The organism is Sphingomonas sp. M1-B02, from assembly GCF_026167525.1.
In the GTDB taxonomy this organism is placed as follows: Bacteria; Pseudomonadota; Alphaproteobacteria; order Sphingomonadales; family Sphingomonadaceae; genus Sphingomonas.
Genome location: NZ_CP110679.1, coordinates 65,358 through 88,335 on the forward strand (window position 1 = coordinate 65,358; position 22,978 = coordinate 88,335).

General features: G+C 66.6%; 18 protein-coding genes. 6 read left to right on the forward strand and 12 right to left on the reverse strand.

The genetic code is table 11. The features are described from left to right. Positions 1-78: 78 nt before the first annotated feature. Genes OKW87_RS00335 through OKW87_RS00345 form a run of 3 tightly spaced genes read left to right on the forward strand, consistent with a single transcriptional unit; the run spans position 79 to position 3,313 of the window. A complete protein-coding gene (locus OKW87_RS00335) occupies positions 79-336 on the forward strand; it encodes a hypothetical protein (protein WP_265541411.1) in 258 nt (85 codons plus the stop codon). 45 nt (positions 337-381) lie between these two features. Next, entirely contained in the window at positions 382-1,932 is a 1,551-nt protein-coding gene (locus OKW87_RS00340) for a cryptochrome/photolyase family protein (protein ID WP_265541412.1), read from the forward strand. 31 nt (positions 1,933-1,963) lie between these two features. Continuing rightward, positions 1,964-3,313, forward strand: coding sequence for a cryptochrome/photolyase family protein (locus OKW87_RS00345; RefSeq protein ID WP_265541413.1), 1,350 nt, complete (start codon positions 1,964-1,966; stop codon positions 3,311-3,313). Between the two features lie 3 nt (positions 3,314-3,316). Here the strand turns inward: OKW87_RS00345 and OKW87_RS00350 are convergent, their stop codons facing one another. The 8 genes from OKW87_RS00350 to OKW87_RS00385 form a co-directional block, all read right to left on the reverse strand. Continuing rightward, complete coding sequence (locus OKW87_RS00350; RefSeq protein WP_265541414.1) at positions 3,317-3,730, reverse strand: Na+/H+ antiporter subunit G; 414 nt, start codon at positions 3,728-3,730, stop codon at positions 3,317-3,319. A gap of 3 nt (positions 3,731-3,733) precedes the next feature. Further along, positions 3,734-4,003 carry a K+/H+ antiporter subunit F gene (locus OKW87_RS00355; RefSeq protein WP_265541415.1) on the reverse strand — a complete coding sequence of 90 codons (270 nt, stop codon included), beginning with the start codon at positions 4,001-4,003 and terminating at the stop codon, positions 3,734-3,736. After that, on the reverse strand, positions 4,000-4,488 hold the full coding sequence (locus tag OKW87_RS00360) for a Na+/H+ antiporter subunit E (protein ID WP_265541416.1): 489 nt from the start codon (positions 4,486-4,488) through the stop codon (positions 4,000-4,002). Before OKW87_RS00360 ends, OKW87_RS00355 begins: the two co-directional genes overlap by 4 nt. Next, entirely contained in the window at positions 4,488-6,017 is a 1,530-nt protein-coding gene (locus tag OKW87_RS00365) for a monovalent cation/H+ antiporter subunit D (RefSeq protein WP_265541417.1), read from the reverse strand. The genes OKW87_RS00360 and OKW87_RS00365 overlap by 1 nt, the downstream gene beginning before the upstream one ends. Continuing rightward, entirely contained in the window at positions 6,014-6,379 is a 366-nt protein-coding gene (locus tag OKW87_RS00370; RefSeq protein ID WP_265541418.1) for a Na+/H+ antiporter subunit C, read from the reverse strand. Before OKW87_RS00370 ends, OKW87_RS00365 begins: the two co-directional genes overlap by 4 nt. Further along, positions 6,376-9,207: a monovalent cation/H+ antiporter subunit A gene (locus OKW87_RS00375; RefSeq protein WP_265541419.1), complete on the reverse strand. Its 2,832-nt coding sequence runs from the start codon at positions 9,205-9,207 to the stop codon at positions 6,376-6,378. Before OKW87_RS00375 ends, OKW87_RS00370 begins: the two co-directional genes overlap by 4 nt. Before the next feature lie 241 nt (positions 9,208-9,448). Next, positions 9,449-11,593, reverse strand: coding sequence for a TonB-dependent receptor (locus tag OKW87_RS00380; protein ID WP_265541420.1), 2,145 nt, complete (start codon positions 11,591-11,593; stop codon positions 9,449-9,451). Between the two features lie 81 nt (positions 11,594-11,674). Further along, positions 11,675-12,706 (reverse strand): LacI family DNA-binding transcriptional regulator, encoded by a 1,032-nt coding sequence (locus OKW87_RS00385; RefSeq protein WP_265541421.1) that lies wholly within the window; start codon positions 12,704-12,706, stop codon positions 11,675-11,677. 503 nt (positions 12,707-13,209) lie between these two features. On the opposite strand from OKW87_RS00385, the gene OKW87_RS00390 reads away from it, so the two are divergent. Further along, on the forward strand, positions 13,210-16,125 hold the full coding sequence (locus OKW87_RS00390; protein ID WP_265541422.1) for a TonB-dependent receptor: 2,916 nt from the start codon (positions 13,210-13,212) through the stop codon (positions 16,123-16,125). A gap of 68 nt (positions 16,126-16,193) precedes the next feature. Here the strand turns inward: OKW87_RS00390 and OKW87_RS00395 are convergent, their stop codons facing one another. From OKW87_RS00395 to kduI, 4 genes are read right to left on the reverse strand one after another with little or no spacing between them, the layout of a single operon-like run. Beyond that, positions 16,194-17,186, reverse strand: coding sequence for an alpha/beta hydrolase (locus OKW87_RS00395; protein WP_265541423.1), 993 nt, complete (start codon positions 17,184-17,186; stop codon positions 16,194-16,196). Between the two features lie 29 nt (positions 17,187-17,215). Further along, on the reverse strand, positions 17,216-18,769 hold the full coding sequence (locus tag OKW87_RS00400) for a carboxylesterase/lipase family protein (protein WP_265541424.1): 1,554 nt from the start codon (positions 18,767-18,769) through the stop codon (positions 17,216-17,218). Further along, positions 18,754-19,509, reverse strand: coding sequence for a 2-dehydro-3-deoxy-D-gluconate 5-dehydrogenase KduD (kduD, locus tag OKW87_RS00405; RefSeq protein ID WP_265541425.1), 756 nt, complete (start codon positions 19,507-19,509; stop codon positions 18,754-18,756). Before kduD ends, OKW87_RS00400 begins: the two co-directional genes overlap by 16 nt. Before the next feature lie 5 nt (positions 19,510-19,514). Further along, entirely contained in the window at positions 19,515-20,354 is an 840-nt protein-coding gene (gene kduI / locus OKW87_RS00410) for a 5-dehydro-4-deoxy-D-glucuronate isomerase (RefSeq protein WP_265541426.1), read from the reverse strand. A 184-nt stretch (positions 20,355-20,538) separates the two neighbouring features. Between kduI and OKW87_RS00415 the strand changes: the two genes are divergently transcribed. Both OKW87_RS00415 and OKW87_RS00420 read left to right on the forward strand, forming a co-directional pair. Next, positions 20,539-22,020: a UxaA family hydrolase gene (locus tag OKW87_RS00415; RefSeq protein WP_265541427.1), complete on the forward strand. Its 1,482-nt coding sequence runs from the start codon at positions 20,539-20,541 to the stop codon at positions 22,018-22,020. 106 nt (positions 22,021-22,126) lie between these two features. Beyond that, positions 22,127-22,918 carry a 2-keto-4-pentenoate hydratase gene (locus tag OKW87_RS00420; protein ID WP_265541428.1) on the forward strand — a complete coding sequence of 264 codons (792 nt, stop codon included), beginning with the start codon at positions 22,127-22,129 and terminating at the stop codon, positions 22,916-22,918. The last annotated feature ends 60 nt before the right edge of the window (positions 22,919-22,978 follow it).

The window sequence follows — 22,978 nt, forward strand, 5'->3', positions numbered from 1 at the left end:
GAAATGCTGCGCTAGGGATGCTATCCAGCGGGTCGCGCTTCGTTCAGGGGGTGGGGGAGCCATTGCTTGGGAAGATCGATGTCCGACGACTATGCGCATGGCCAGCGCGACGGCCTGAGATTGGCGCTGGCGATCCTGTCCGCGGAGGAGGCCAAATGGGCGGCGCTGGTCGGGCAGAGCCCGGCGTGGCGGACCAATGCGATCCGCGAAGTGCGGCGCAAGACGCTGGAAGTGGCGCAGAAGCGCATCCAGACCGTGCTCAACCGGCATACGCCCAAGGACGATGCCGATATCCACGTCGAACTGGCTTCGGCGCTCGACAAGATGGGGCTTTAGCATCGGCACGCATCCGCGGGCGCATCCGGGCGTTGGCCTAGCCGCATGACCCTTCTCATCCCGATCCTGGGCGACCAGCTTTCGCACGACCTCGTGTCGCTGCGCGACGTGGCGCCCGGCGATGCGGTGCTGCTGCTGATGGAAGTCGCCGAAGAGACGAGCTACGTGCGGCACCACAAGCGCAAGATCGCGCTGATCCTCTCGGCGATGCGCCATTTCGCCGAGGAATTGCGCGCGGCCGGCTGGACGGTCGATTATGTGCGGCTCGACGATCCCGCGAACAGCGGCAGCTTCACGGGCGAGATCGCGCGCGCGGTGGCGCGGCATCGAGCCGAGCGGATCCGCATCGTCGAGCCGGGCGAATGGCGGGTCAGGGTCATGATCGAGGGCTGGGCGACGCGCTTCGGCGTGCCCGTCGACATGCTTCCCGACGATCGCTTCATCTGCGGGATCCTCGAATTCCAGACCTGGGCGCAGGCGCGGGGCGAACTGACGATGGAATTTTTCTATCGCGACATGCGCCGCAAGACCGGCCTGCTGATGACCGCCGAGGGCAAGCCCGAGGACGGGCAATGGACTCTCGACAAGGAGAATCGCGCGCCGCCCAAGCGCGGGCTCAACTATCCCGAACCGATGCGCTTCGCCCCCGACGCAGTGACGGCGGAGGTGATGGAGATGGTGGCGGATCGCTTCGCGGGCCATTTCGGCAGGCTCGAAGGGTTCGCGCTGCCGGTGACCGCGGCGGATGCGCGCCGCGCGCTGGCGCATTTCGTGCGCACCGCGCTGCCCGATTTCGGCACTTACCAGGATGCGATGGTGACCGGGCAGGACTGGCTCTATCATAGCTGGCTGAGCCCGGCGCTGAACCTGGGGTTGCTGACGCCGCTCGAGGTGGCGCGGGCCGCCGCCGATGCCTATGCGGCCGGCGACGTGCCACTCAACGCCGCGGAAGGGTTCATCCGTCAGATCATCGGCTGGCGCGAATATGTCCGGGGCTATTATTGGCTCGAAATGCCCGAGGTAGCGCAGGCGAATGCGCTGGAGGCCGTGCGTCCGCTGCCCGAATTCTACTGGACCGGCGAGACCGAGATGCTTTGCATGGCCGAGGCGGTGCGCAACAGCCGCGACAATGGCTATGCCCACCATATCCAGCGGCTGATGGTGCTCGGCAATTTCGCGATGCTCGTAGGCGTGCGGCCGCAGGACGTCGCCGACTGGTTTCTGGTGGTCTATGCCGATGCCTATGAATGGGTCGAACTGCCCAACGTGCTGGGCATGAGCCAGCATGCCGATGGCGGGCGGCTGGCGACCAAGCCCTATGCCGGCGGCGGCGCCTATATCGATCGCATGTCGGACCATTGCCGCCCGTGCCGCTACAATGTGAAGCTGAAGACGGGGCCCGATGCCTGCCCGTTCAACGCGCTCTATTGGGATTTCCTGGCGCGGCATGAGCGGCGCTTCCGGCGCAATCGCCGCATGGTCCAGATGTATGCGAACTGGGACCGGATGCAGCCGGAGGTGCGTGAGGCCCATCGGGCCAGCGCCGCCGCGTTCCTCGAGACGCTCGAACCCGCCGCGCCGGGCTGGGCGCGATGATCCTTCTCTCTGACTCACAGCGGACCCCGATATGACCGAAACCTCGCTCGTCTGGCTGCGCCAGGATCTTCGCCTGGCGGACCAGCCCGCTCTTGCCGCCGCCGCCGAGGCGGGGGTCGTGATCCCGGTCTTTGTTCTCGACGACGAGACGCCGGGACCGCGCTGCCGGATGGGCGGCGCGCAGCGCTGGTGGCTGCACGGGTCGCTCGAGCGGCTGGCTGTCGACCTCGAGGCGGTAGGATCGCGGCTGGTGCTGCGGCGGGGCAGGGCCGATGTCGAGCTGGTAAGGCTTGCCGAGGAGGTCGGTGCGACGGGCATTCATGCGTTGCGCCATGCCGAGCCCTGGTGGCGCAAGATCGAGGAAGCGCTGGGCGACCGGCTGACGCTCCACGACGGCAACAATCTCGCACCGCTGCGCCATATCGTCACCGGCGGTGGCCAGCCCTATCGGATCTATTCGGCTTTCTGGCGCGCGCTGCAGATGCAGATGCCGCCCCCGCCGCCGCTGCCTGCGCCGACCCGTCTTGCCGCACCCGAGCGCTGGCCGCATTCGGATTCGCTCGACAGCTGGGCGCTGCGGCCGACGAGGCCCGATTGGGCGACCGGCTTCGACATGGTGCCGGGTGAGGCCGAGGCGGCGCGGCGGCTGTCCGACTTCGTCGATCGGGTCGACGAATACGAAGTGGATCGCAACCTCCCCGGCTCGGAAGGTACGTCGCGCCTGTCGCCGCATCTCCACTTCGGCGAGATATCGCCGGCGACGGTCTGGCACGGCGTGGAAGGCCAGGCGCAGTCGGAAAAGTTTCGCAAGGAGCTCGCCTGGCGCGATTTCACCCAAGGGGTGACGCTGGCGCTGTCCGATTATGCGCGGACCAACGGCAACCGCAGATATGATGCGCTCGGCTGGCGCCAGGGCCCGGAAGCCGAGGCCGATCTGCGCGCCTGGCAGCAGGGGCGGACCGGCTATCCGATCGTCGATGCCGGGATGCGCCAGCTGTGGGCGACGGGCTGGATGCACAATCGCGTGCGGATGATCACCGCCTCCTTCCTGGTGAAGCATCTCCTCATCGACTGGCGGCGCGGCTGGGAATGGTATTGGGACACGTTGCTCGATGCCGACTACGGCAACAACAGCGTGAACTGGCAGTGGGTCGCCGGTACCGGAGTGGATGCCAACATGTTCAGCCGGATCATGGCGCCGCTCGTCCAGAGCGAGAAGTTCGATGCGGGGGACTATATCCGCGCCTGGGTGCCCGAGCTGGCCGGAGTGCGGGGCGCCGCGATCCACGATCCCGGCCCGGTGAACCGCTATCCCGCCAAGATCGTCGAGCATCGCGAGGGACGCGAGCGGGCTTTGGCCGCGGCTCGGATGCTGCGTTAGGGGCTATTGCTCCGAGGTTGCGGCCGGGGTGTGGGGCTGCGCGCTCTGGAAGGTTGCCCAGTCGCTTGTCCCGCCCGGATGCGGCGGGTCGCCGGCCCTGCTTTCGGGCTCGTCGGACAGGCCTGCCCGGCGCCGATGCAAATGGACTTTGGCAATCATGTTCGCGGTGATCGGCGCGGTGATGAACAGGAACAGGGTGATCAGCAGCTCATGCGCCGACCAGGTGCCGCGCTCGAGCTGGAAGAACAGAACCGACGCGACCAGCATCGCGCCGAGCCCGAGGGTGGTCGCCTTGGTCGGCCCGTGCAGCCGCTCCATCACGCTCGACAGGCGCACGATCCCCCAGCTGCCGACGAGCGCGAAGGCGCCGCCGAGGACAATGAGCGCCGAGATGGCGATCTGGATGAGCAACTCCATCCTTTACTCCACGATGTCGCCGCGCAGGACGAACTTGCAATAGGCCACGGTGCTGACGAAGCCGACCATCGCGAGAAGCAAGGCCGCTTCGAAATAGGTATCGTTCGCGCCGGCGATGCCGCTGAGCACGATGAGCGCGATCGCGTTGATCACCATCGTGTCGAGCGCCATGATTCGATCGCCGGGCGAGGGGCCCTTGAACAGCCGATACAGGTTGAGCGCGAAGGCGAGGCCGACGCAGGCGAAAGCGAAGGTGAGAGCTGCGGCGATCATGCGAATACCTGCATCAGCCGCTTTTCGTAACGCTGCTTGATCCGGGCGACTTCGGCTGCCTCGTCCGCGACATCGAGCGCGTGGACGAGCAGGAAGCGTCCGTCGGCGGACACGTCCGACGAGACGGTGCCCGGGGTCAGGCTGATCGTGCCGGCGAGGACGGTGATCGCCTCGGGCGTCGTCAGGCTGATCGGGATGACGAGCCAGCGCGAACGCAGATCGCGGTTGCGGCGGAACAGGATCAGCCAGGCGATCTGGAAATTGGCGATCACGATGTCCCACAGGACGATCGCGACATAGCCGAGTGCGGCCAGCCCGAAGCGCACCCGCGGCCGGTCCGGCCAGAAGGGGGCGGTAAAGATCGGGAGCAGGATGCCGAAGATCAGCCCGAGCACTATGCCCCCGACGGTGATCGAATTGGCCATCAGCAGCCATACGATCGCCAGCAGGACCGACAGCGCGGGGTGGGGGATGAGCCGGCGCATCATCGCACCGCGCCCTTGCCCAGCACCGCCTCGATATAGCGTTCGGGCGCGAAGATCTGCGCGGCGGCGGCTTGCGTCTGCGCGGTGACCCAGCCTGCGCCGAGGGTCAGCGCGGCGAGCAGCGTCAGCAGCGCCGCGGGGGCGATCAAATCGCCGCGACGCTTCGAGCGATCGCGGCAGACGGCGTCGCCATGCTCGGACGCGCCCTTCCAAAAGATCGCGCTGCCGGTGCGGGCGAAACCGATAATGCCGATCAGCGTGGTGCCGAGGATCGTCGCCCAGATCCAGGGGGTCGCATCATAGCCGAAGCTGGTGCGCAGGATCAGCAGCTTGCCGATGAAGCCCGACAGCGGCGGAAGGCCGGCGAGCGCGATCGCCGCGAGCATGAACAGTCCCGCCAGCCCCTCCTGGTCGCGGAAGCGAGGAGAGGGGGTCGCGTTGCAGCCATAGGTGCCGCGCCTCCGATCGAGCGTATCGGCGATCAGGAACAGCGAAGCGCCCGCCAGGATCGAATGCGGCAGATAATATAGCGCGGCGGCCATTGCATCTTGGGTCCACATCGACACCGCGACGATCAGGACGGAGGTGGAGCCGACGGTGGCGTAAGCCGCCTGCTCGCGGACATCGCGCGCGACGAAGATGCCGGCAAAGCCGAGCCAGGCCGAGACCAAGGCGGCGGGCAACAGCCAAGGCGCCGGCACCCAGGCGGCGGCGCCTGCATCGTCTCCGAAGACCAACGGTACGACCCGGATGATCGAATAGACCCCGACCTTGGTCATGATCGCAAACAAAGCGGCGACCGCGGGCGCGGTCACCGCATAGCTGCGCGGCAGCCAAAGATGTAGCGGGGCCAGCGCGGCCTTCAGCGCGAAGACCGCGACAAGCAGCAGCGCAGCGGCGCGCAGCAGGCCCTGGTCGCCGGGCGGCAAGGTGGCGACGCGGACCGCCATATCGGCCATGTTGAGCGTGCCGGTCAGCCCGTACAGCATGCCCAGCGCGACCAGGAACAGCGTCGAACCGACGACGTTGACGATGACATATTGGACCCCCGCCTTGAACCGCGCGGCGCCCTGGCCGTGCAGCATCAGTCCGTAAGAGGCGATCAACAGCACCTCGAAGAAAACGAACAGGTTGAAGAGGTCGCCGGTGAGGAAGGCGCCGTTGAGCCCGAGCAGCTGGAACTGGAACATCGGATGGAAATGCCATCCCTTGCGATCGAGCCCGGTCAGCACCGCGTGGAGCATCACCAGCGTCGCCAGGATCGCGGCGAGCACGAGCATGATCGTCGTCAGCCGATCGACCACCAGGACGATCCCGAAGGGCGGGGGCCAGGCGCCGAGCGCGTAGACGCGGACCGCGCCATCCTGCGCCGTGAAGAAAAGGGCCAGCGCCACCGCCAGCATCGCCAGGCAGCCCGCCACCGACAGGCCCACGCCAACGATCCGCCGCCGCCGCATCGCGAGCAGCGCCAGCGGTGCGACGATCGCCGGGATCAGGACGGGCAGCATGGCGAGGTGGAAGGGCGTCATCCGCGATGCGCCTCGTCTTCGTCGCGCTCGGTGTCGGCGACGCCGTCGACCTGATCCGAGCCGATTTCGAGATAGCTGCGCAGTGCGAGCGTCACGACCAAGGCGGTCATCCCGAAAGTTATGATGATCGCGGTGAGCACCAGCGCCTGGGGCAGGGGATCGGTGTACGTCGTCGCCGTCTTCGACCAGATCGGCGGGCTGCCGACCACCAGCCGGCCCATCGCGAACAGGAAGACGTTGATCGCATAGGAAAGAAAGGTCAGCCCGAGCACGACCTGGAAGGTGCGTGCGCGCAGGCAAAGATAGATGCCACCCGCGGTCAGCACCGCGATCGCGCTCGCGACGAGGAGCTCCATGCTCATGCCGACTCCTCCGTCTCGGAGGCGACCGCGGCGGCGTGGCTGCGCGCGGCGCGCTGGGCGACGTGGCTGAGCTGCGCCAGCGCCATCATCACTGCGCCGACCACCACCGACGCCACCCCCAGGTCGAACAAGGATGCCGTAGCGAGCTCGAACTCGCCGATCAGCGGCAAGTGAAAATAGCCGTAGGCGCTGGTGAACAGGGGCCGGCCGAAGAGGAGGGATCCCGCACCCGTCGCCACTGCGATCAGCACGCCATAGGCGATCAGCCGATGCTCGCCGATTTTCCGTCGCCGATCGGTCCAGTCGAATCCCGAGGCGAGATATTGCAACAGGAATGCGATCGAGAAGACCAGCGCCGCGATGAAGCCGCCGCCAGGCTGGTTGTGGCCGCGCAGGAAGATGTAGATGCCCGCGAGCATCGTCAGCGGCAGCAGGATGCGCGTCGAGATGACGAACATCATCGGATGCCGCTCGGGCGAATGGACCATGTCGTCGCGCCAGGCTCGCAGCCTGGCCCCCGCCGCACCCCGCGATGCGGTATTCAGCAGGGCAAAGATTGCCAGCCCGGCGATGCCGAGCACGATGATCTCGCCCAGCGTATCGAATGCGCGGAAATCGACCAGGATCACGTTGACGACATTGGTGCCGCCGCCCCCCGCATAGCTGTTCGCCCAATGATAATCGGAGATCGGGTCGCGGGGCGCGCGGGTCATGATCGCCCAGGCCGCGCCGCCGACCAGCGATCCGCCCGCCAGCGCCAGGATCGCGTCGCGCAGGCGCTTGGGGTTGGACGAAAGCACCGGCGGCATCTTGGGCAGCAGGTTGAGCGCGAGCAGCATCAGCAGGATCGTGACGACCTCGACCGAAATCTGGGTGAGCGCGAGATCGGGCGCGGAGAGGTGGACGAAGCCCAGTGCGATGACGAGCCCGACCACGCTGATGAAGATCAGCGCATGGAAGCGCCAGCGTTGCGCGACCAGCACCGCAACCACGCCCGCGATCAGCACGGCCCATGCAAGGATCGCGACCGGGGGCGCCGGAAGGGTCGGCCGGGTGCCCGGAGCGATATCGAAGCGGACAAGGGCGTCGATGCCGAGCAGGATGGCGGTGGCGAACAATGCGAACAGGTATCGCTGGAGCGAGGGGGTGTGGATGGCGAGCATCGCGCGACGCGTGCCGCGATCCGCCGCCGCCATTGCGCCGTCGAACCATGTCTTGGCGTCCGGAAGCCGCAAGCGCGACTGGCGTGCCGCGATCGGGGCGAAGCACCACAGGGTCGCCCCCCCGAGCAGGATCGCAGCCACGCTCATCGCCAGCGCCGGATTGAAACCGTGCCACAGCGCCAGCGAGAAAGCCGGCGCCGGCCCGCCGATCACCGCCGAAGCAATCGCTGCGACCGACGGGCCGGCGAGCGTCATCGGCAGCAGTCCCAATGCGATGACCAGAAGCACCAGGAGCGCGGAGGGCGCCCACATCCCGATCGAAGGATCATGCGCGCCCGACGGTGCATCGGCAGGTGCGCGGCGGAAATAAAGGAAGACGGCGTAGCGCAGCGCGTAAGCGACCGACAATGTCGCAGCGACGGTGGCGAGCAGCGGGACCAGCCAATGCTGCCCGGCCCAGACCGCGTGCGCGCTCTCCTCGAGCATCATCTCCTTAGAGAGGAAGCCATTGAGCGGCGGCAGCCCCGCCATCGACGCGGCGGCAAGCGTACCGAGCAGGGCGGTGATCGGCATCAACGCCGCGAGCCCGCCGAGCCGGCGGATGTCGCGCGTGCCGGTCTCATGATCGACGATCCCGGCATTCATGAACAAGGCCGCCTTGAAAGTGGCGTGGTTGAGGATGTGGAATACGCAGGCGACAACCGCCATCCGGGTCGAGAAGCCGAGCAGCATGACGAGCAGGCCGAGCTGGCTGATCGTGGAGTAAGCGAGGATCGCCTTCAGATCGGTCCGGAACAAGGCCACCGCCGCGCCGAACAGCATTGTCGCCAGCCCGGTGGTCGCGACGAGGTAGAACCACCATTCGGTCCCCGCCAGCACCGGCCACAGCCGCGCGAGCAGGAACACGCCCGCCTTCACCATCGTCGCCGAATGGAGATAAGCGCTCACCGGGGTCGGCGCCGCCATCGCGTGCGGCAGCCAGAAATGGAACGGGAACTGCGCCGATTTGGTGAAGCAGCCGAGCAGGATCAGCACGAGCAGGATCGGGTAAAGCGGCGAGGCCTGGATCACGTCGCCACGGCCCAGGATCGTGGTCAGTTCATAGGATCCGGCGGCCTGGCCGAGCAGAAGCATCCCCGCGATCAGCATCAGCCCGCCACCGCCGGTGACCGCCAGCGCCATTCGCGCGCCCTGCCGCGCCTCGGCCTTGTCGCGCCAGAAGCCGATCAGCAGGAAGGAAGAGAGGCTGGTCAGCTCCCAGAAGACCAGCATCAGTAGCACGTTGTTGGACAGGACGATGCCGAGCATCGCGCCCTGGAACAGCATCAGGAATCCGAAGAAGCGCCCGGTCGGCTCGCGCGCGGCGAGGTAGAAATGCGCGTAGATCACCACCAGCAGGCCGATGCCGAGGATCAGCCCGGCGAACAGCAGCCCGAGCGGATCGAGGAACAGGCTTGCGTCGAGCCCGAGCATCGGGACCCAGGGGATGCTCCAGGCCAAGGTCTCGCCGGCCAACACTCCTGGCGCCGCGGCCAGCACCAAGGCGAGCCCAGTTGCGCTGCCTGCGCCTGCGATCATGCTGTGCGCCGACCGGTTTCCGCGCGCAGCCAGCCCGAGCGCGAGCGCCGCGGCGAAGGGCAGCAAGGAGAGGGCGACGAGAAGCAAGCTGGCGGTCCGGTCCTGAGGGGCGCACCTGCCTTTACACGGCGGACCCGTCCCGTCGACAGCCGCTATGACCTAATCGAACCTTCGCCAGAGCGTCTGTGCTGCAGGGATATCGTGTATCCCACCCCGGCGCAGGCCGGGGCCCAGTCGCCCCTCACTCTTGATCGTGGTGCGCCGCCGCAAGTTCGACGGCACTGGGCCCCGGCCTTCGCTGGGGCGGATTAAACTGGTGGGACGCGTCCTAAAAGCTGATCCGCGCCGCGACCCTGATGTCGCGGCCCGCAAGCGGCACGAAATCTTTGGTAAAGGAAGCATGCCGCCGCGCGTCGACGTCGAACAGATTGTTCGCCGACAGGATCAGCACCGTCTCCTGGTGGTTCCCGAACGGATGCCAGGAGAGCGAGGCGTTGACGAGGGTGAAGTCCTCGGTCGGGGTCTCGAACGCGGCGACGCGATCCTGCCGCGTGACATGCTCGACCTCGACGCTGGTGCCGAACGGCCCGGCCTTGGCGGATAGGCCGCCGAGCACGCGCAGGGGAGGGATGCGGGGGACGGCGCTGCCATCTTCCAGCTCGGCGTTCACATAATCGCCGACCAGCCGGCCCTCGACGACGATCCCGCCTTCGGTGCGCAGCAAGGTCGCGGACAGCTCGCCCTCCAGCCCATAATAGCGCGCATTGGTCTGGTAATATTGGAACACGGGCAGCTCGTCGCGCTCGAGCGCGGTTTCATTCTCGTAGATATAATCGTCGAACCAGGTAGCGTAGCCGCTGAGCTGGAAGCGGATCGGTCCGGCCTTGCCGCGGGCATAGAGCTCCAGCCCCCAGCTCTTTTCGGTGCTGAAGTTCGGGTTGCCGACTTCATAGGCCTGGGTGGCGATATGCGGGCCGTTGGAGAACAGCTCCTCGCCCGAAGGCGCCCGCACTGCGCGCGATCCGGTGATGCCGATCTTCACGTCGGATGCCAGCGCGTAGGACAGTCCGAGTGCGCCGGAGAGAATGTCGAAATTGCGGGCAACCGAGCCGACCGGCGAATCCGCCTCGATCCCCAGCCGCACCTGATCCGAACGCACCGCGCTATGCTCGTAGCGGCCCGATGCTTCGAGCCCGATCCTGCCCAGCTCGATTTCCTGGAGCGTGAACAGGCCATATTGATCGGTGACGTTGGGCGGCACGAAGGCTTCCGCGCCAACCGCATCGAAGTCGCGGGTGAAGCCCTGGAGCCCGACCACGCCGCGCCAGCCGCCACGATCTGCCTGGACCAGCTCGAGCCGGCCTTCGAATGCCTGCGAATTGAAGACCGTGCCGACTTCGGCCCCTTCGAACTCGGTATGCTCATAATCGGCATAGCCGGCGCGGAGGCGGATCTGATCGAGGAACGCGCCGCCGACATTGACCTGCGCGCGCAGGTCGGCGCGGAACTGCTGCATGCCGATCGTCACGTCGCCATGCTCATGCCCGGCTTCCTCCTCATGATGCGAGCCCATGCCGGGACGCTCGGCGACGCCATATTTGCTGTCATAGTAACCGGCGGAGAAGCCCAGGCTGCCGCCCTCGTTGATCAGCGCGATGCCGCCGCCCAGCGTATAGGTTTCGGTCGCACTGTTGGGCAGGCGTCCGCGTCCCTCGGCAAGCTCGATCGCCTCCGCGGCGTGATCCAGGTGACCTTCGGATGCTTCCTCCGCCGCGATCGTTCGCTGCTCGTCGCGCAAAGCGGGAGACAATAGATAGCCACCGACGCGCAGGTCGCCGCTCTTGCGATAACTGCCGTCGCCGTGGATCACGATGTTCGGCGTCAGCGCCACGTCCAGCGCCGCACCCGCGCTGCGCTCCTCGGCGGCGGAGCCATAGGTGCCGATCGCGTCGATGTGGAAGCCCTTCTCCGGCACGCCGCGCGGAATGCGTCGATCGATCACGTTAACCGCGCCGCCGATCGCCTGGCTGCCGAACAGCAGCACCGCCGGCCCGCGCAGGATTTCGATCCGCTCGGCAGTGAGCGGATCGATCGTGACGGCATGATCGGCCGACGTGTTGGAGACGTCGAGCGAGCCGAGGCCGTCGGTCAGCACCCGGATGCGCTCACCCTGAAAGCCGCGCAGCACCGGACGCGAGGCGCCGGGGCCGAAGGAAGTGGCGGAGACCCCGGGCTGGCGGGTGAGCGTCTCGCCGATCTGCGGGCGGATATCTTGAACCAGCTCATCGCCGGCCACCACCGACTTGCCCGCTAAAATGTCGAGATCGCGGACATAGGGCGCGGTGATGACGATCTCCTCGTCGGTCTCCCCGTGTACCGCATTCGATTGGCGGGGCTGGGGCGGCGCGCTTTGGGCGAGAGCGGGGGCGGCCAAGCCGGTGCTGGCCAGGAGTATAGCTACGCGGTACAACATTTCAGTCTCCCTGATATGCTGCGCTGCGTAATGGCGATGATACAACATCTCAAGCCCCTAATCGCCGAAGCGACTCGGTTTTTATGCGGGCGGCGGGGCCACCGACGCACGGCGGATAAGAGTCGAGACGAACAGCGACGTCTCGCTGTCCTCGCCGGGGCGATCGGCGCCTTCGCCGCTGACCAGCTTTAGCGCGGCGGCGCGCGCCATCGTCGCAATCGGCCAGCGCACGGTGGTGAGCGGGGGCCAGATATGCGACGCGATCGGCGTATCGTCGAAGCCGATGATCGATAAGTCCTGCGGCACGTTCAGCCCGCGCTGGCGGGCAACATGGAGCACGCCGGCGGCCATTTCATCGTTCGACGAGAAGACCGCGGTGGGGCGGGGCGAGAGGTCGAGCAGCTGCTCGGCCGCGCGCATTCCGGACTCGAAGCGATAGTCGCCCTGGACGATCAGGGTGCGCTGCAGCGGAAGTCCCGCCGCCTCGATTGCTTCCTCATAGCCCTTTTGCCGCTCAAATGCCGAACGGAAGCCATGCGGGCCGAGCACCAGCCCGATGCGGCGATGGCCCGATGCGATGAGGTGCTCGACCGCGCCGCGCACGGCCTCGCGATCGTTGGACGCGACCATATGGCCCGGCTCGTCGAGCACCGCGGAGCCCATCCGCACATAACGACAGCCGATTTCGGCGCATAGCGCGGCTAGCTGGTCATTCTCGGAAATCGGCGGCAGTATCATGACCCCGAACGGACGCTGGCGCTCGAGGAACTGGTTCACGTCGGCCAGCATCGTCGGCGAGCCGCGGTCGACCGGGTGGACGATCAGCTCGAACTCGGTGTCGCGCAGCACTTCGAGCAGACCCTGCTGGACGTTGAGGACCATCTGGGCGTTCGGATTGTCGTGGATCAGCCCGATCAGGAAATTGCGGCGCAGCGCCAGGGCCCGCGCCTGCGGATTGGGCACATATCCCAGCTCGGCGATGACCTCCTCGACCTTGCGGCGCGTTTCGACGTTGAGCAGCGGAGACTGATTGATGACGCGACTTACGGTTTTCTTCGACACTCCCGCCATCCGCGCGACATCGTTGATGGTGGGCTGGGTGCTTCGCTTCATCGCGCGAACCCATAACCTGTCCCTGCGTCGGCGCCAAATGCTCGCTGGCTGACACCTTTGGACAGCGGCGTTGCCCGTTCGCGGCCGGCTAGCCCGAACTCGCCTGTGCGCTCGAGCGAATCGAAAGGGATCGAGACGGCGTGCGGACGCAAGCACCGCTCGAGCAGACGCGCGCGGCAGCCGCCTGCGCATGAAGTCGTCTGCCTTTTTGATCTGACACCGGTAACCCATCGGGACGGCTTGGCCTTGCTCAATGTTCCCGTATGTTGGGACATTCACTTTAAAGGGGCCCTGTTGCGGAACGAACACAGCGAGCAATTCTAATCGGGGCGATATCGGCGCCGGCTGTTGACACCGGTTTCCAATCGTTGGATGCGTGTGCGGGACGACGCCGCATTCAGTCGGGATCAGTGCCCGCGATGCGCATCATCGGTGCCCGAACGGCGCCTGCAACCCGGATCCGCCACAAGAGCGGGACGACCGACTAGGCAGAGGAGGCTTGAATGAAAGCATGCAATTCCCGATTCGACTGGCGTACCGGCGCATCCGCGGCAGTGATGGTACTCGCGCTCACCGCAGCGGCGAATGCCTCCGCCCAGACCAGCGATACCGCGCCGCCCGCCGCGAACGATGCGCAGGCGGCGACCGAGCAGGACCAGACCGGCGAGGAAATCGTCGTTTCCGGCTTTCGCCAGTCGCTCGAAGCCGCGCTGAACGTGAAGCGCAACTCGGTCTCCTCGGTCGATGCGATCGTCGCCGAGGATATCGCCAAATTCCCCGATCAGAATCTGGCCGAATCGCTCCAGCGCATTCCCGGCATCTCGATCCAGCGTGACGGCGGCGAAGGGCGCGCGATCACCGTGCGCGGCCTGGGCTCGCAGTTCACGCGGGTGCGCGTCAACGGGCTCGAAACCGTCGCGACCTCGCACGACGGCGCCTCTTCCAACCGCGATCGCGCGTTCGATTTCAACGTCTTCGCATCCGAACTGTTCACCTCGATCGTCGTCCACAAGACCGCCGAGGCTTCGCTCGACGAAGGCTCGCTGGGCGCCGTGGTCGATCTCAACACCGGTAATCCGCTCGCGGGCAAGTCCGGCTTCACCGTCGTCGCCTCGGGCCAGGGCAGCTATAACGATCTCAGCGAGAATTGGGGACCGCGCGTCGCCGGGCTGATCGGCTGGAAGTCACCCGACGGCACGCTTGGCGCCTCGATCTCCGCGGCATGGCAGAAGACCGATACGCTCGAACTGGGCAACAACACCGTCCGCTGGGCACAGGCGCGGTTCGACTCGGTCAACGGTGCGCCCTGTTTCTATTCGGCAAATGCCGGCGGCAATCCCGTCGCCAATGCGGGCGGCAATTATCGCCCGAGCGCGGCATGCGATGCGGTCGGCCTCGCTTTCCATCCGCGGATTCCGCGCTACGGCGAAGTGCGCCACGATCGCGAGCGGCTCGGCATCACCGGCAGCATCCAATGGGCGCCCACCGACGCGACCAAGATCTCGATCGACGGGCTCTTCTCGCGATTCAAGGAAGATCGCGAAGAGAAATGGGGCGAGGTTCTGCTGCGTTCCAACGAGCGATCGATCGACGTCAGCAACTATACGATCGACGGCAACAACAATCTGATCGCCGCCACGCTCAACGACGCCTGGGTGCGTACAGAGCATTTCCTGAAGCGTTCGGAGACCGAATTCTATCAGATCGGCGGTAGCTGGGATCAGGATGTGGGCGAGAATTTCCGCTTCACGCTGCTCGGCGGCATTTCGAAGTCGAACGCGAACGTTCCGATCGAGACGACCTTCGTCTATGACGATCGCGACGCGCAGGGCTATCGCTACGACTATAGCGACATGAATCGGCCGGTCCTGACGTTCGGCACCAGCGTCACCAATCCGGCGAACTTCCAGCTCGCGGAGATCCGCGACCGTCCGTCGAACGTGACCAACAAGTTCCGCACCGCACAGCTGCGGACCGAGTGGGACGTCACCGAAGGCTTCCAGATCAAGGCAGGCGGCCTTTATCGCCGCTTCGAATTCGAGTCCGAAGCCTTCACGCGCGATACCGTCGTGTGCGGCAATGGCGGGCTGGATCGCGTGCTCGGCACCGTCACCTGCTCGGCCTCTTCGGCATTCGGCCCGACCGCGGTCTATGGCCTCCCGGTGACGGCGGATCGCTCCGAGCTCTTCCAGCTCGGCAATGCCGGCCAGCCCAGCGGAACCTCGACCGAATGGCTGATCCCCGATCTGGCTGCCACGGCCGCCTATACCAATCTGTACAGTCGGCCTACCGCGATCGACGCCGGCAACACCCGCGGCGTCGTCGAGGAAGTAAAGGGCGGCTATCTCCAATTCGATGCGCGGCGCGATTTCGGCACGGTCGGCGTCGCCGTCAACGCGGGCATCCGCTATGTTCGCACCGACCAGAGCTCGCAGGGCCTGACCAGCGGCGCGGTCGTGACGGTGAAGCGCGATTATGAGGACTTCCTGCCCGCAGTGAACCTGGCGATCACGCCGCACCGCGATCTGGTGATCCGCGCCGCGATCGCAAAGGTCATGACTCGGCCGACGCTTGGCAACCTGACCCCCGGCGGGTCGGTCGACGGCTTCAACTATCGCGTGAACTACGGCAACCCGTTCCTCGAGCCGTTCCGGGCCACCGCCTACGACGCCGGCGTGGAATGGTATTTCGCGCCGGGCTCGATCGCGTCGGTGGCGGTCTTCCGCAAGGAAATCCAGAGCTTCCCGGCCTCGGAAACGCGTAGCGGCACTTTTGCATCGACCGGACTTCCCGTCTCGATCATCCCGCCCAGCTCGCCAGCCGCGATCAATCCCGAGGGCCAGCTGTGGACGATCAACTCGATCGGAAACGGCGCGGGCGCCGAGCTAAACGGCGTAGAGCTCTCGCTGCAGGCACCGTTCCGCTTCCTGCCCGGCTTCCTTTCGAACTTCGGCGGGATCGTGAACGCCACCTTTGTCGATTCGGACGCCGACTATATCGTCGCGGGTCCGACGGTGAATGCCTGCGTGCCGGGTGCGACTGCGGCCGCGGCCTGCGGCTTCGGCGGCAATCCGGGATCGACGCGCACCTCGACCTTGTTCGGCCTCTCCAAGAAGGCGTTCAACGGCACGCTTTATTATGAAGACAGCCGCTTCAGCGCGCGTGCCTCGGTCAGCTATCGCGGGCCCTATAACGATGCGAACAGCGGCACCGGCAATGTGTTCGAAGGCTATGCGGCGATCACCAACGTCGATGCGTCGATCCGCTACAAGCTGACCAGCCAGATCGAGCTGTCACTGGAAGGAACGAACCTGACCGACGCCTATCGCGAGCGCTTCACCGATCAGGATGCGCAGCGCAATTACGAGTATAACCATTTCGGCCGCACCATCCTGGTGGGTGCGCGCTTCAAGTTGTGAGGGCGCCGGGGTGAAAGCCCCGCCTGCCGGCAAACGAACGGCGCGGCTCCGGCCGCGCCGTTTTCGTATCAGGCGAAGCCTTGCGTCCGCGCCCAGTTCAGGAACAGCTCGGGCCACAATTCCGCCGGCTTGCCCGCCGCCTTGCGGATGCCAAAGCCATGCCCGCCATGCGTGAACAGATGCGTCTCCACCGGTACCCCGGCGGCACGCAAGGCGGCGCGGAACAACAGGCTGTTCTCGACGGGAACGACGCCGTCATCCTCGGCATGGACCAGGAAGCAGGGCGGGGTCTCCTTCGTCACGTTGCGATCGGGCGAATGCGCCGCCTCCAGCGTCGCCGAGGCGTGCTTCCCGATCAATTTCTCGCGCGATCCGCCGTGCGCGACCGGGAGCGTCATCGAGATGACCGGGTAGATCGGGGCCGCCACCGTCGGGCGTGCGATGAGCTTGTCCGACGGATCGACCGGATCATAGGTGCGGGCCGCAAAGCGGGTGGCAAGATCGGCGCAGAGATGCCCGCCCGCCGAAAAGCCGATCGCCGCCACGCGGCCCGGGTCGAGCCCGTCGCGGATGGCGCGCGTCTTGATGAGCCGCACCGCCCGCTGTGCATCGGCAAGCGCAACGTCGGGGCCTGCCGCCCAGCCTTCGCCCGGCAGCCGATAGAAGAGCACATAAGCGGTGAAGCCGCGCGCCACCAGCCAGCGCGCCAGATCGTAGCCCTCATGATCGATGACGATGCGGCTATAGCCGCCGCCGGGCATCACCAGCACCGATGCGCCGTTCGCGATGCGCGGGCGAAACGCGACCAGCCGCGGCGTGGCGATCCCGCTCACCGATCGATCGGCGACCAGCGGATCGCTGCTGCGCTGGTCGATCTTCTCGACCGGCAGCGTGGCGGGTCGACCCGGCGCGTCCTTTGGCCAGAGGTCGATCGTCTCGACCGGCTCGGCGAGCCCGGCGGGGGCCGGCTTGTCGCTGACGCCCGGCGGCGCGGTCTGCGCGCCTGCGGCTAGCGGCAGGGTCAGGCCCGCGATCAGGGCAGCGCGGCGGTCCAGCTTCATCGACACTTCTCTCCGGTCTTGCGCCCGGTTCAGGTGCCGGGCTGAATATAGGGTATGCGCGCGAACAGCTCGCGCTGCCATTTCCGGGGATCGTTCTCGATCCACGCGCGCGTGTCAAAGATCATCGTCGCGCGGCTGTCGAGCCGGTGGCGAGGCCAGGCGGGCAGGCCCCTGTGGTTGGGATCGCCGGTCTTGGCGAAGGCCACGAAACTGTCCTGCATCGCCTTGGAGGCCGCTCGGGCGTCCGCCGCGGTCCCGGTCTGCGAGCCGCTCGCTCCCAGCGTGCCGAACACCAGAGGGATGTCCATCGTGTGGAAAGCGCCCCGATTCGGCTCGGTCCGCGACGCGAAATCGAGCTGGTACACCCAGGCAGGGGCCCCGGCCTTTGCGCGCTCCTCCGCCTCGATCACCTGCCCGCGCCAGCTGCGTCCACAGGTTGTGGCGTCATAGAAAAGGTCGATGGGCGTCATGGTGGGAAATTTCGCCCGATATTCGGCGACCACCCATTCGGGCAGCACGTCGATCCGCAGCTCTGGCGCCATCCGCTCGGCCAGATTATCCCAACCGAGCCCGCGCAGCTTGGCCGAATCCGGCGCGATGAATCCGCGCGTCTCGTCCCGCGTGTTGCCCAGCATCATCGGGATGTGCAGCGATTGCGGGTGCACATCGGGCCAGAAGGGGTGGCGGCTGAGCCAGCGCATGTCGAGGACCGGTCCGAAATAGACACCGCCGCCCAGGATGGGATCGGTTGCGTCGAGCGCGGCGACCAGCTTCTCGGCGGGCAGTTCGAGCACGGCGGACAGGTTGGTTTCCGGCACCCCCAGCCTTGCGAGATAGGCGCGGCTGCGTGCAGTCGCGTTGAGCGGTCCGGAGGCGGTGACCTGCTGCCCGCTCATTGTCGCAGCACGGTGGAACAGCCCCTTGGCGGCGGGCATCGCCATCATCGTGGCGATCTTGGCGCCGCCGCCCGACTGTCCGAAGACCATCACGCGAGACGGATCGCCGCCGAATGCGGTGATATTGTCGCGGATCCAGCGCAGCGCGAGGATCTGGTCGAGCTGGCCGGCATTGCCGCTGTCGGCGAGGCGCGGGTCGAGCCGCGCCAGATAGAGATAGCCGAACGCGTTGAGCCGGTGGTTTACGGTGACCACCACTACGTCGCCGCGCGCGGCGAGCGCCTGCCCGTCGTTGAGCGGATCGGTGACGCTGCCGCTCGAATAAGCGCCGCCGTGGATGTAAACCATCACCGGCTTGGCGGCGCGGGGGTCGGCGTCGGCGGTCCAGATGTTGAGGAACAAACAGTCTTCGGACTGCGGCCCATAGCGGTCGCCCGATTGCGGCGAGACCGGGCCGAACGCGTCGGCGGGCAGGGTGGCGGCGGGGACGGGGCGGGGCGCCTGGAAGCGCTCGGCACGGCCATAGCGAATGCCGCGAAAGGCGCGGACGCCGCCCTCCAGGGTGCCCTGGAAGCTGCCCGCCGACGTTCTAACCGGCCCTTCGGCCTGTCCGAAGGCACGAGTGGCGACCAGCAATGCAGCGGAGCTGCCAATCAGCGTCCGCCGATCGATCACCGCGCGAGCCACCCGCCGTCGACCGCGAGGATATGGCCCTGGACGTAGTCGGAAGCCGAGGAGGCGAGGAACACGGCAGCGCCGCCCAGGTCGCTGGGGTCGCCCCAGCGGGCGGCGGGGATGCGCTCCAGGATCTGGCGGTTGCGGGTCTCGTCCGCCTGCAATGCCTCGGTGTTGTTGGTGGCGATATAGCCGGGCGCGATCGCGTTGACGTTGATGCCCTTGGGTGCCCATTCGCAGGCGAGCAGCTTGGTGAGCCCCGCCACGCCCGACTTGGACGCCGTGTAAGAGGGCACGCGGATGCCGCCCTGGAAGCTTAGCATCGAGGCGATGTTGATGATCTTGCCCTTGCCTTGTCCCACCATGTGGCGGCCGGCGGCCTGGCAGAGGAAGAACAGGCTCTTCAGGTTGGTGTCGACCACCGCGTCCCAATCTTCCTCGCTGAAGTCGAGGCTGTCGTTGCGGCGGATGATGCCGGCATTGTTGACCAGGATGTGCAGGCCCCCGAGCTTGTCCACGCTTTCGTCCACAATCCTGCCCACAGGCTCGATCGTCGACAGGTCGGCCGAGATCATCTCGGCCCGCACGCCGAGCGCGCGGGCTTTCTCGACCGTCTCGGTCGCCGGCGAGCGGCCGACCGCGGCGATGCTGGCGCCGGCGGCGGCCAGCGCCAGCGCGATGCCCTGGCCGATGCCGGTGTTCGCACCGGTGACGATCGCGACCTTTCCGGTCAGGTCGAAGGGGTTGGTCATGCGGGTCAGGCCAGCTGGCAGATATCGAGCACGTTCATGTCGGTATAATCCTGATTCTCGCCGGCCATCGCCCAGATGAAGGCATAGGCCTTGGTGCCCGAGCCCATATGCACCGACCAGGGCGGCGAGATCACCGCTTCCTCATTGGCCATGACGATATGCCGCATCGCCTCGCCCTCGCCCATATAATGGAAGACGCGGTCGCTGGGGCCGTCGAGCTCGAAGTAGAAATAGATCTCGCTGCGCCGCTCGTGGATGTGCGGGGGCATCGTGTTCCACACGCTGCCCGGCTTGAGTACGGTCAAGCCCATCACCAGCTGGGCTGAATCGCACACGCCCGGGATCACCAGCTGGAAAATCGTCCGCTCGTTCGATTCCTCGAGGCTGCCGCGCTCGAGCGCATTGGCGTCGGCGATCGACAGTTTCCGCGTCTGGAACGCCTTATGCGCCGGGCACGACGCCAGATAGAAACGCGCGCCGTCCCCCGAAAACTGCACGTCCTTCGCGCCCATCGTCACATAGAGGCAATCCTTGTTGCCGAGCGTGAACGCCTCGCCGTCGACGGTCACAATGCCCTCGACCGACGACACATTGACCACCGCCAGCTCGCGCCGCTCGAGAAACGGATGCCCCGCCGCCGACGCCGGCTCGGTCTGGTCGGGCAGCTTCACGCTCCCCGAGCCCACCGCCACGCCGCCGATCACGAAGCGATCGGCATGCGTATAGTTGAGCACGCACTCGCCCTCGCGAAACAGCCCGTCGATCAGATAGCGATCGCGCAGCTCGTCGTTCGAGACGCACTCCATCATGTCCGGATGCGTGGCGTAATAGGTGCGGTCGAACATCAGTCTCTCCCAAGGGAATCGCCGAATGCTGCCCTTAGCAGCAGCACCGGATCGCTTGCCATGCCGGGTAACCGGTGTCAGATGGCTTTGCAACGTTGCCGCCGCCGAAGCGGTTGCGCGATGCGAAGATACGACCCACATTCCAGCCAAGCGGCGGCACCCGGTCCGGCCGCGAAAGTGCCTGATGATCCCTGCGCTAAAAATCCACGCGAGCGACGACGTCGCCACTTTGTTAGAGGCCGCGCGGTCGTGTGATTCGGTCGAGATCGGCGCAGAGTCGATCCGTGCCGGAGCCGACATCCCCAAGGGCCACAAGATTGCGCTGCGCGACATCTCCGTGGGCGCCGAGATCCGCAAGTTCGGCTTTCCGATCGGCCGCGCCACTGCGCCGATCCGCGCCGGCGACCATGTCCACAGCCATAATCTCGCCACCGGCCTGAGCGGCACGCTCGACTATCGCTACGAACCTGCCGGCTCGCCTCGCGCCGCCGCAGCCGATGTGCGCAGCTTCCTGGGCTATGTTCGCGAGGATGGCCGGGTCGGCACGCGCAACGAGATCTGGGTCCTTCCCACCGTCGGCTGCGTCGGCCGCACCGCCGAGCGCATTGCTGCGCAGGCGGCCCCGCGCCATGTCGGCCAGGTCGACGGGGTCCATGCCTTTGCGCATCCCTATGGCTGCTCGCAGCTCGGCGACGACCTCGACGCAACCCGCAGTATGCTCGCAGCATTGGCCGCGCATCCCAATGCCGGCGGGGTTCTGCTGATCGGGCTGGGCTGCGAATCGAACCAGCTTTCACGCCTGCTCGAGGAACTGCCCGAGAGCGCGCGCGTCCACATCCGCACCGTGGTAGCGCAGAATTCGGCCGACGAGATGGCCGATAGCCTGGCCGCGGTGGCCGAGCTTGCCGAGATCGCGTCGCGCACCAAGCGCACGCCGGTCGGGCTCGATCGCTTGGTTCTCGGCGTGAAATGCGGCGGCTCGGACGGCTTTTCCGGGCTCACCGCCAATCCGCTGGTCGGGCGGATGAGCGACCTCGTCACCGCCGCCGGCGGGAGTGTCATCGTAACCGAAATCCCCGAAATCTTCGGCGCCGAGCAGATGCTGATGGATCGCGCCGAAAGCCGGCCGGTGTTCGATCAGGTCGTCGCAGTGGTGAACGACTTCAAAAGCTATTTCCTGAGCCATGGCGAGCCGGTTTCCGAAAACCCCTCCCCGGGCAATGTCGCCGGCGGCATCACCACGCTCGACGAGAAGTCGCTCGGCGCGGTGCAGAAGGCTGGCAGCGCGACGCTTTCGGACGTCATCCGCTACGGCGCGCGCATCCGACGGACCGGGCTGACCCTGCTCGAAGCCCCGGGCAACGACGCGGTCTCGTCCACGGCGCTGGCGGCGGCGGGCGCGACCATGATCCTCTTCACCACCGGCCGCGGGACGCCGCTCGGCTTCCCGGTGCCCACGCTCAAGATCGCATCGAACAGCGAACTTGCCGCGCGCAAGCCCGGCTGGATCGACTATGACGCGGGACAGGTGCTGACCGAGGGCTTCGACGCCGCCGAGGAGTCGCTGATCGATCGGATCGTCGCGATCGCATCGGGCGCCGAGACCGCAGCCGAGCGCAATGGCGAGCGCGAGATCGCCTTCTGGAAACGTGGCGTCACGCTCTGACGTCGCCGCGCTGAAAAGCGGCGCCATCCCCGCAGGCGGCAATTGCCATTGACACCGGTTTCCCTTAAGCCACGACAAAACGAGCATAGCGAGAGGAAGGAGCCTGGTGGCATCCGTTCGAACATCCGATGAAACGCGCCTTATCGCCGAGGCGTTCGTCGCCGCGCGTCGCGAGAGTCGCGGCCTGCCCGATTTTCCGGGGGTGGTCCCGGCTACGCTAACCGAAGCCTATGCAGTGCAGGATCATGCGATTGCGATCGATGGTCGCACGATCGGCGGATGGAAGGTCGGCCGGATCAATCCCCCGATCGACGGTGTCGATCGCCTCGCCGGCCCGATCTTCACCGATGCCATCGTCGATGCCCGAGACGGGCTCGAAATGCCGATCTTCGCGGATGGCTTCGGCGCCGCGGAGGCGGAGTTCCTCCTGCGCTTCGGCGCGGCCCCGCCCACCGGCAAGCTGCGCTTCACCGAGTCGGAGGCCGCCGACCTGATCGACGCGGTCCATGTCGGGATCGAGATTGCGAGCTCCCCCTTCGCCGGGATCAATGATCATGGCGCGACCGTCACCGTCTCCGACTATGGCAATAATAACGGCCTCGTCATCGGCCCTGCGATCGCCGACTGGCGCAGCGCGGACATCCGCCGCTGGCCGGTGGCGCTCGACATCAATGGTGAGCCGATCGGCGCGGCCACCGCGGAGACGATGCTCGACGGTCCCGTCGGCGCGGTACGCTTCCTGCTCGAGGCGCTGGCGGCGCGCGGCATCGCGATCCAGCCGGGCCAGTGGGTATCGAGCGGCGCGGTAACCGGGGTTCATCCGGTCAAGGTGGGCGATCGCGTCGCTACGCGGTTCGGCGACGGGCTGCGCGTCGATTGCGCTATCAGCGCCTCCTGACGGGGCCCGGGATGGAGAGGTCATGTCCGAAGCGACGTCCCTGAACGCCGCTCTCGCGAA

Coding starts and splice junctions, on each gene's coding strand:
- OKW87_RS00335 (WP_265541411.1), top strand. CDS start 79: ATGTCCGACGACTATGCGCATGGCCAGCGCGACGGCCTGAGATTGGCG.
- OKW87_RS00340 (WP_265541412.1), top strand. CDS start 382: ATGACCCTTCTCATCCCGATCCTGGGCGACCAGCTTTCGCACGACCTC.
- OKW87_RS00345 (WP_265541413.1), top strand. CDS start 1,964: ATGACCGAAACCTCGCTCGTCTGGCTGCGCCAGGATCTTCGCCTGGCG.
- OKW87_RS00350 (WP_265541414.1), bottom strand. CDS start 3,730: ATGGAGTTGCTCATCCAGATCGCCATCTCGGCGCTCATTGTCCTCGGC.
- OKW87_RS00355 (WP_265541415.1), bottom strand. CDS start 4,003: ATGATCGCCGCAGCTCTCACCTTCGCTTTCGCCTGCGTCGGCCTCGCC.
- OKW87_RS00360 (WP_265541416.1), bottom strand. CDS start 4,488: ATGCGCCGGCTCATCCCCCACCCCGCGCTGTCGGTCCTGCTGGCGATC.
- OKW87_RS00365 (WP_265541417.1), bottom strand. CDS start 6,017: ATGACGCCCTTCCACCTCGCCATGCTGCCCGTCCTGATCCCGGCGATC.
- OKW87_RS00370 (WP_265541418.1), bottom strand. CDS start 6,379: ATGAGCATGGAGCTCCTCGTCGCGAGCGCGATCGCGGTGCTGACCGCG.
- OKW87_RS00380 (WP_265541420.1), bottom strand. CDS start 11,593: ATGTTGTACCGCGTAGCTATACTCCTGGCCAGCACCGGCTTGGCCGCC.
- OKW87_RS00385 (WP_265541421.1), bottom strand. CDS start 12,706: ATGAAGCGAAGCACCCAGCCCACCATCAACGATGTCGCGCGGATGGCG.
- OKW87_RS00390 (WP_265541422.1), top strand. CDS start 13,210: ATGAAAGCATGCAATTCCCGATTCGACTGGCGTACCGGCGCATCCGCG.
- OKW87_RS00395 (WP_265541423.1), bottom strand. CDS start 17,186: ATGAAGCTGGACCGCCGCGCTGCCCTGATCGCGGGCCTGACCCTGCCG.
- kduD (WP_265541425.1), bottom strand. CDS start 19,509: ATGACCAACCCCTTCGACCTGACCGGAAAGGTCGCGATCGTCACCGGT.
- kduI (WP_265541426.1), bottom strand. CDS start 20,354: ATGTTCGACCGCACCTATTACGCCACGCATCCGGACATGATGGAGTGC.
- OKW87_RS00415 (WP_265541427.1), top strand. CDS start 20,539: ATGATCCCTGCGCTAAAAATCCACGCGAGCGACGACGTCGCCACTTTG.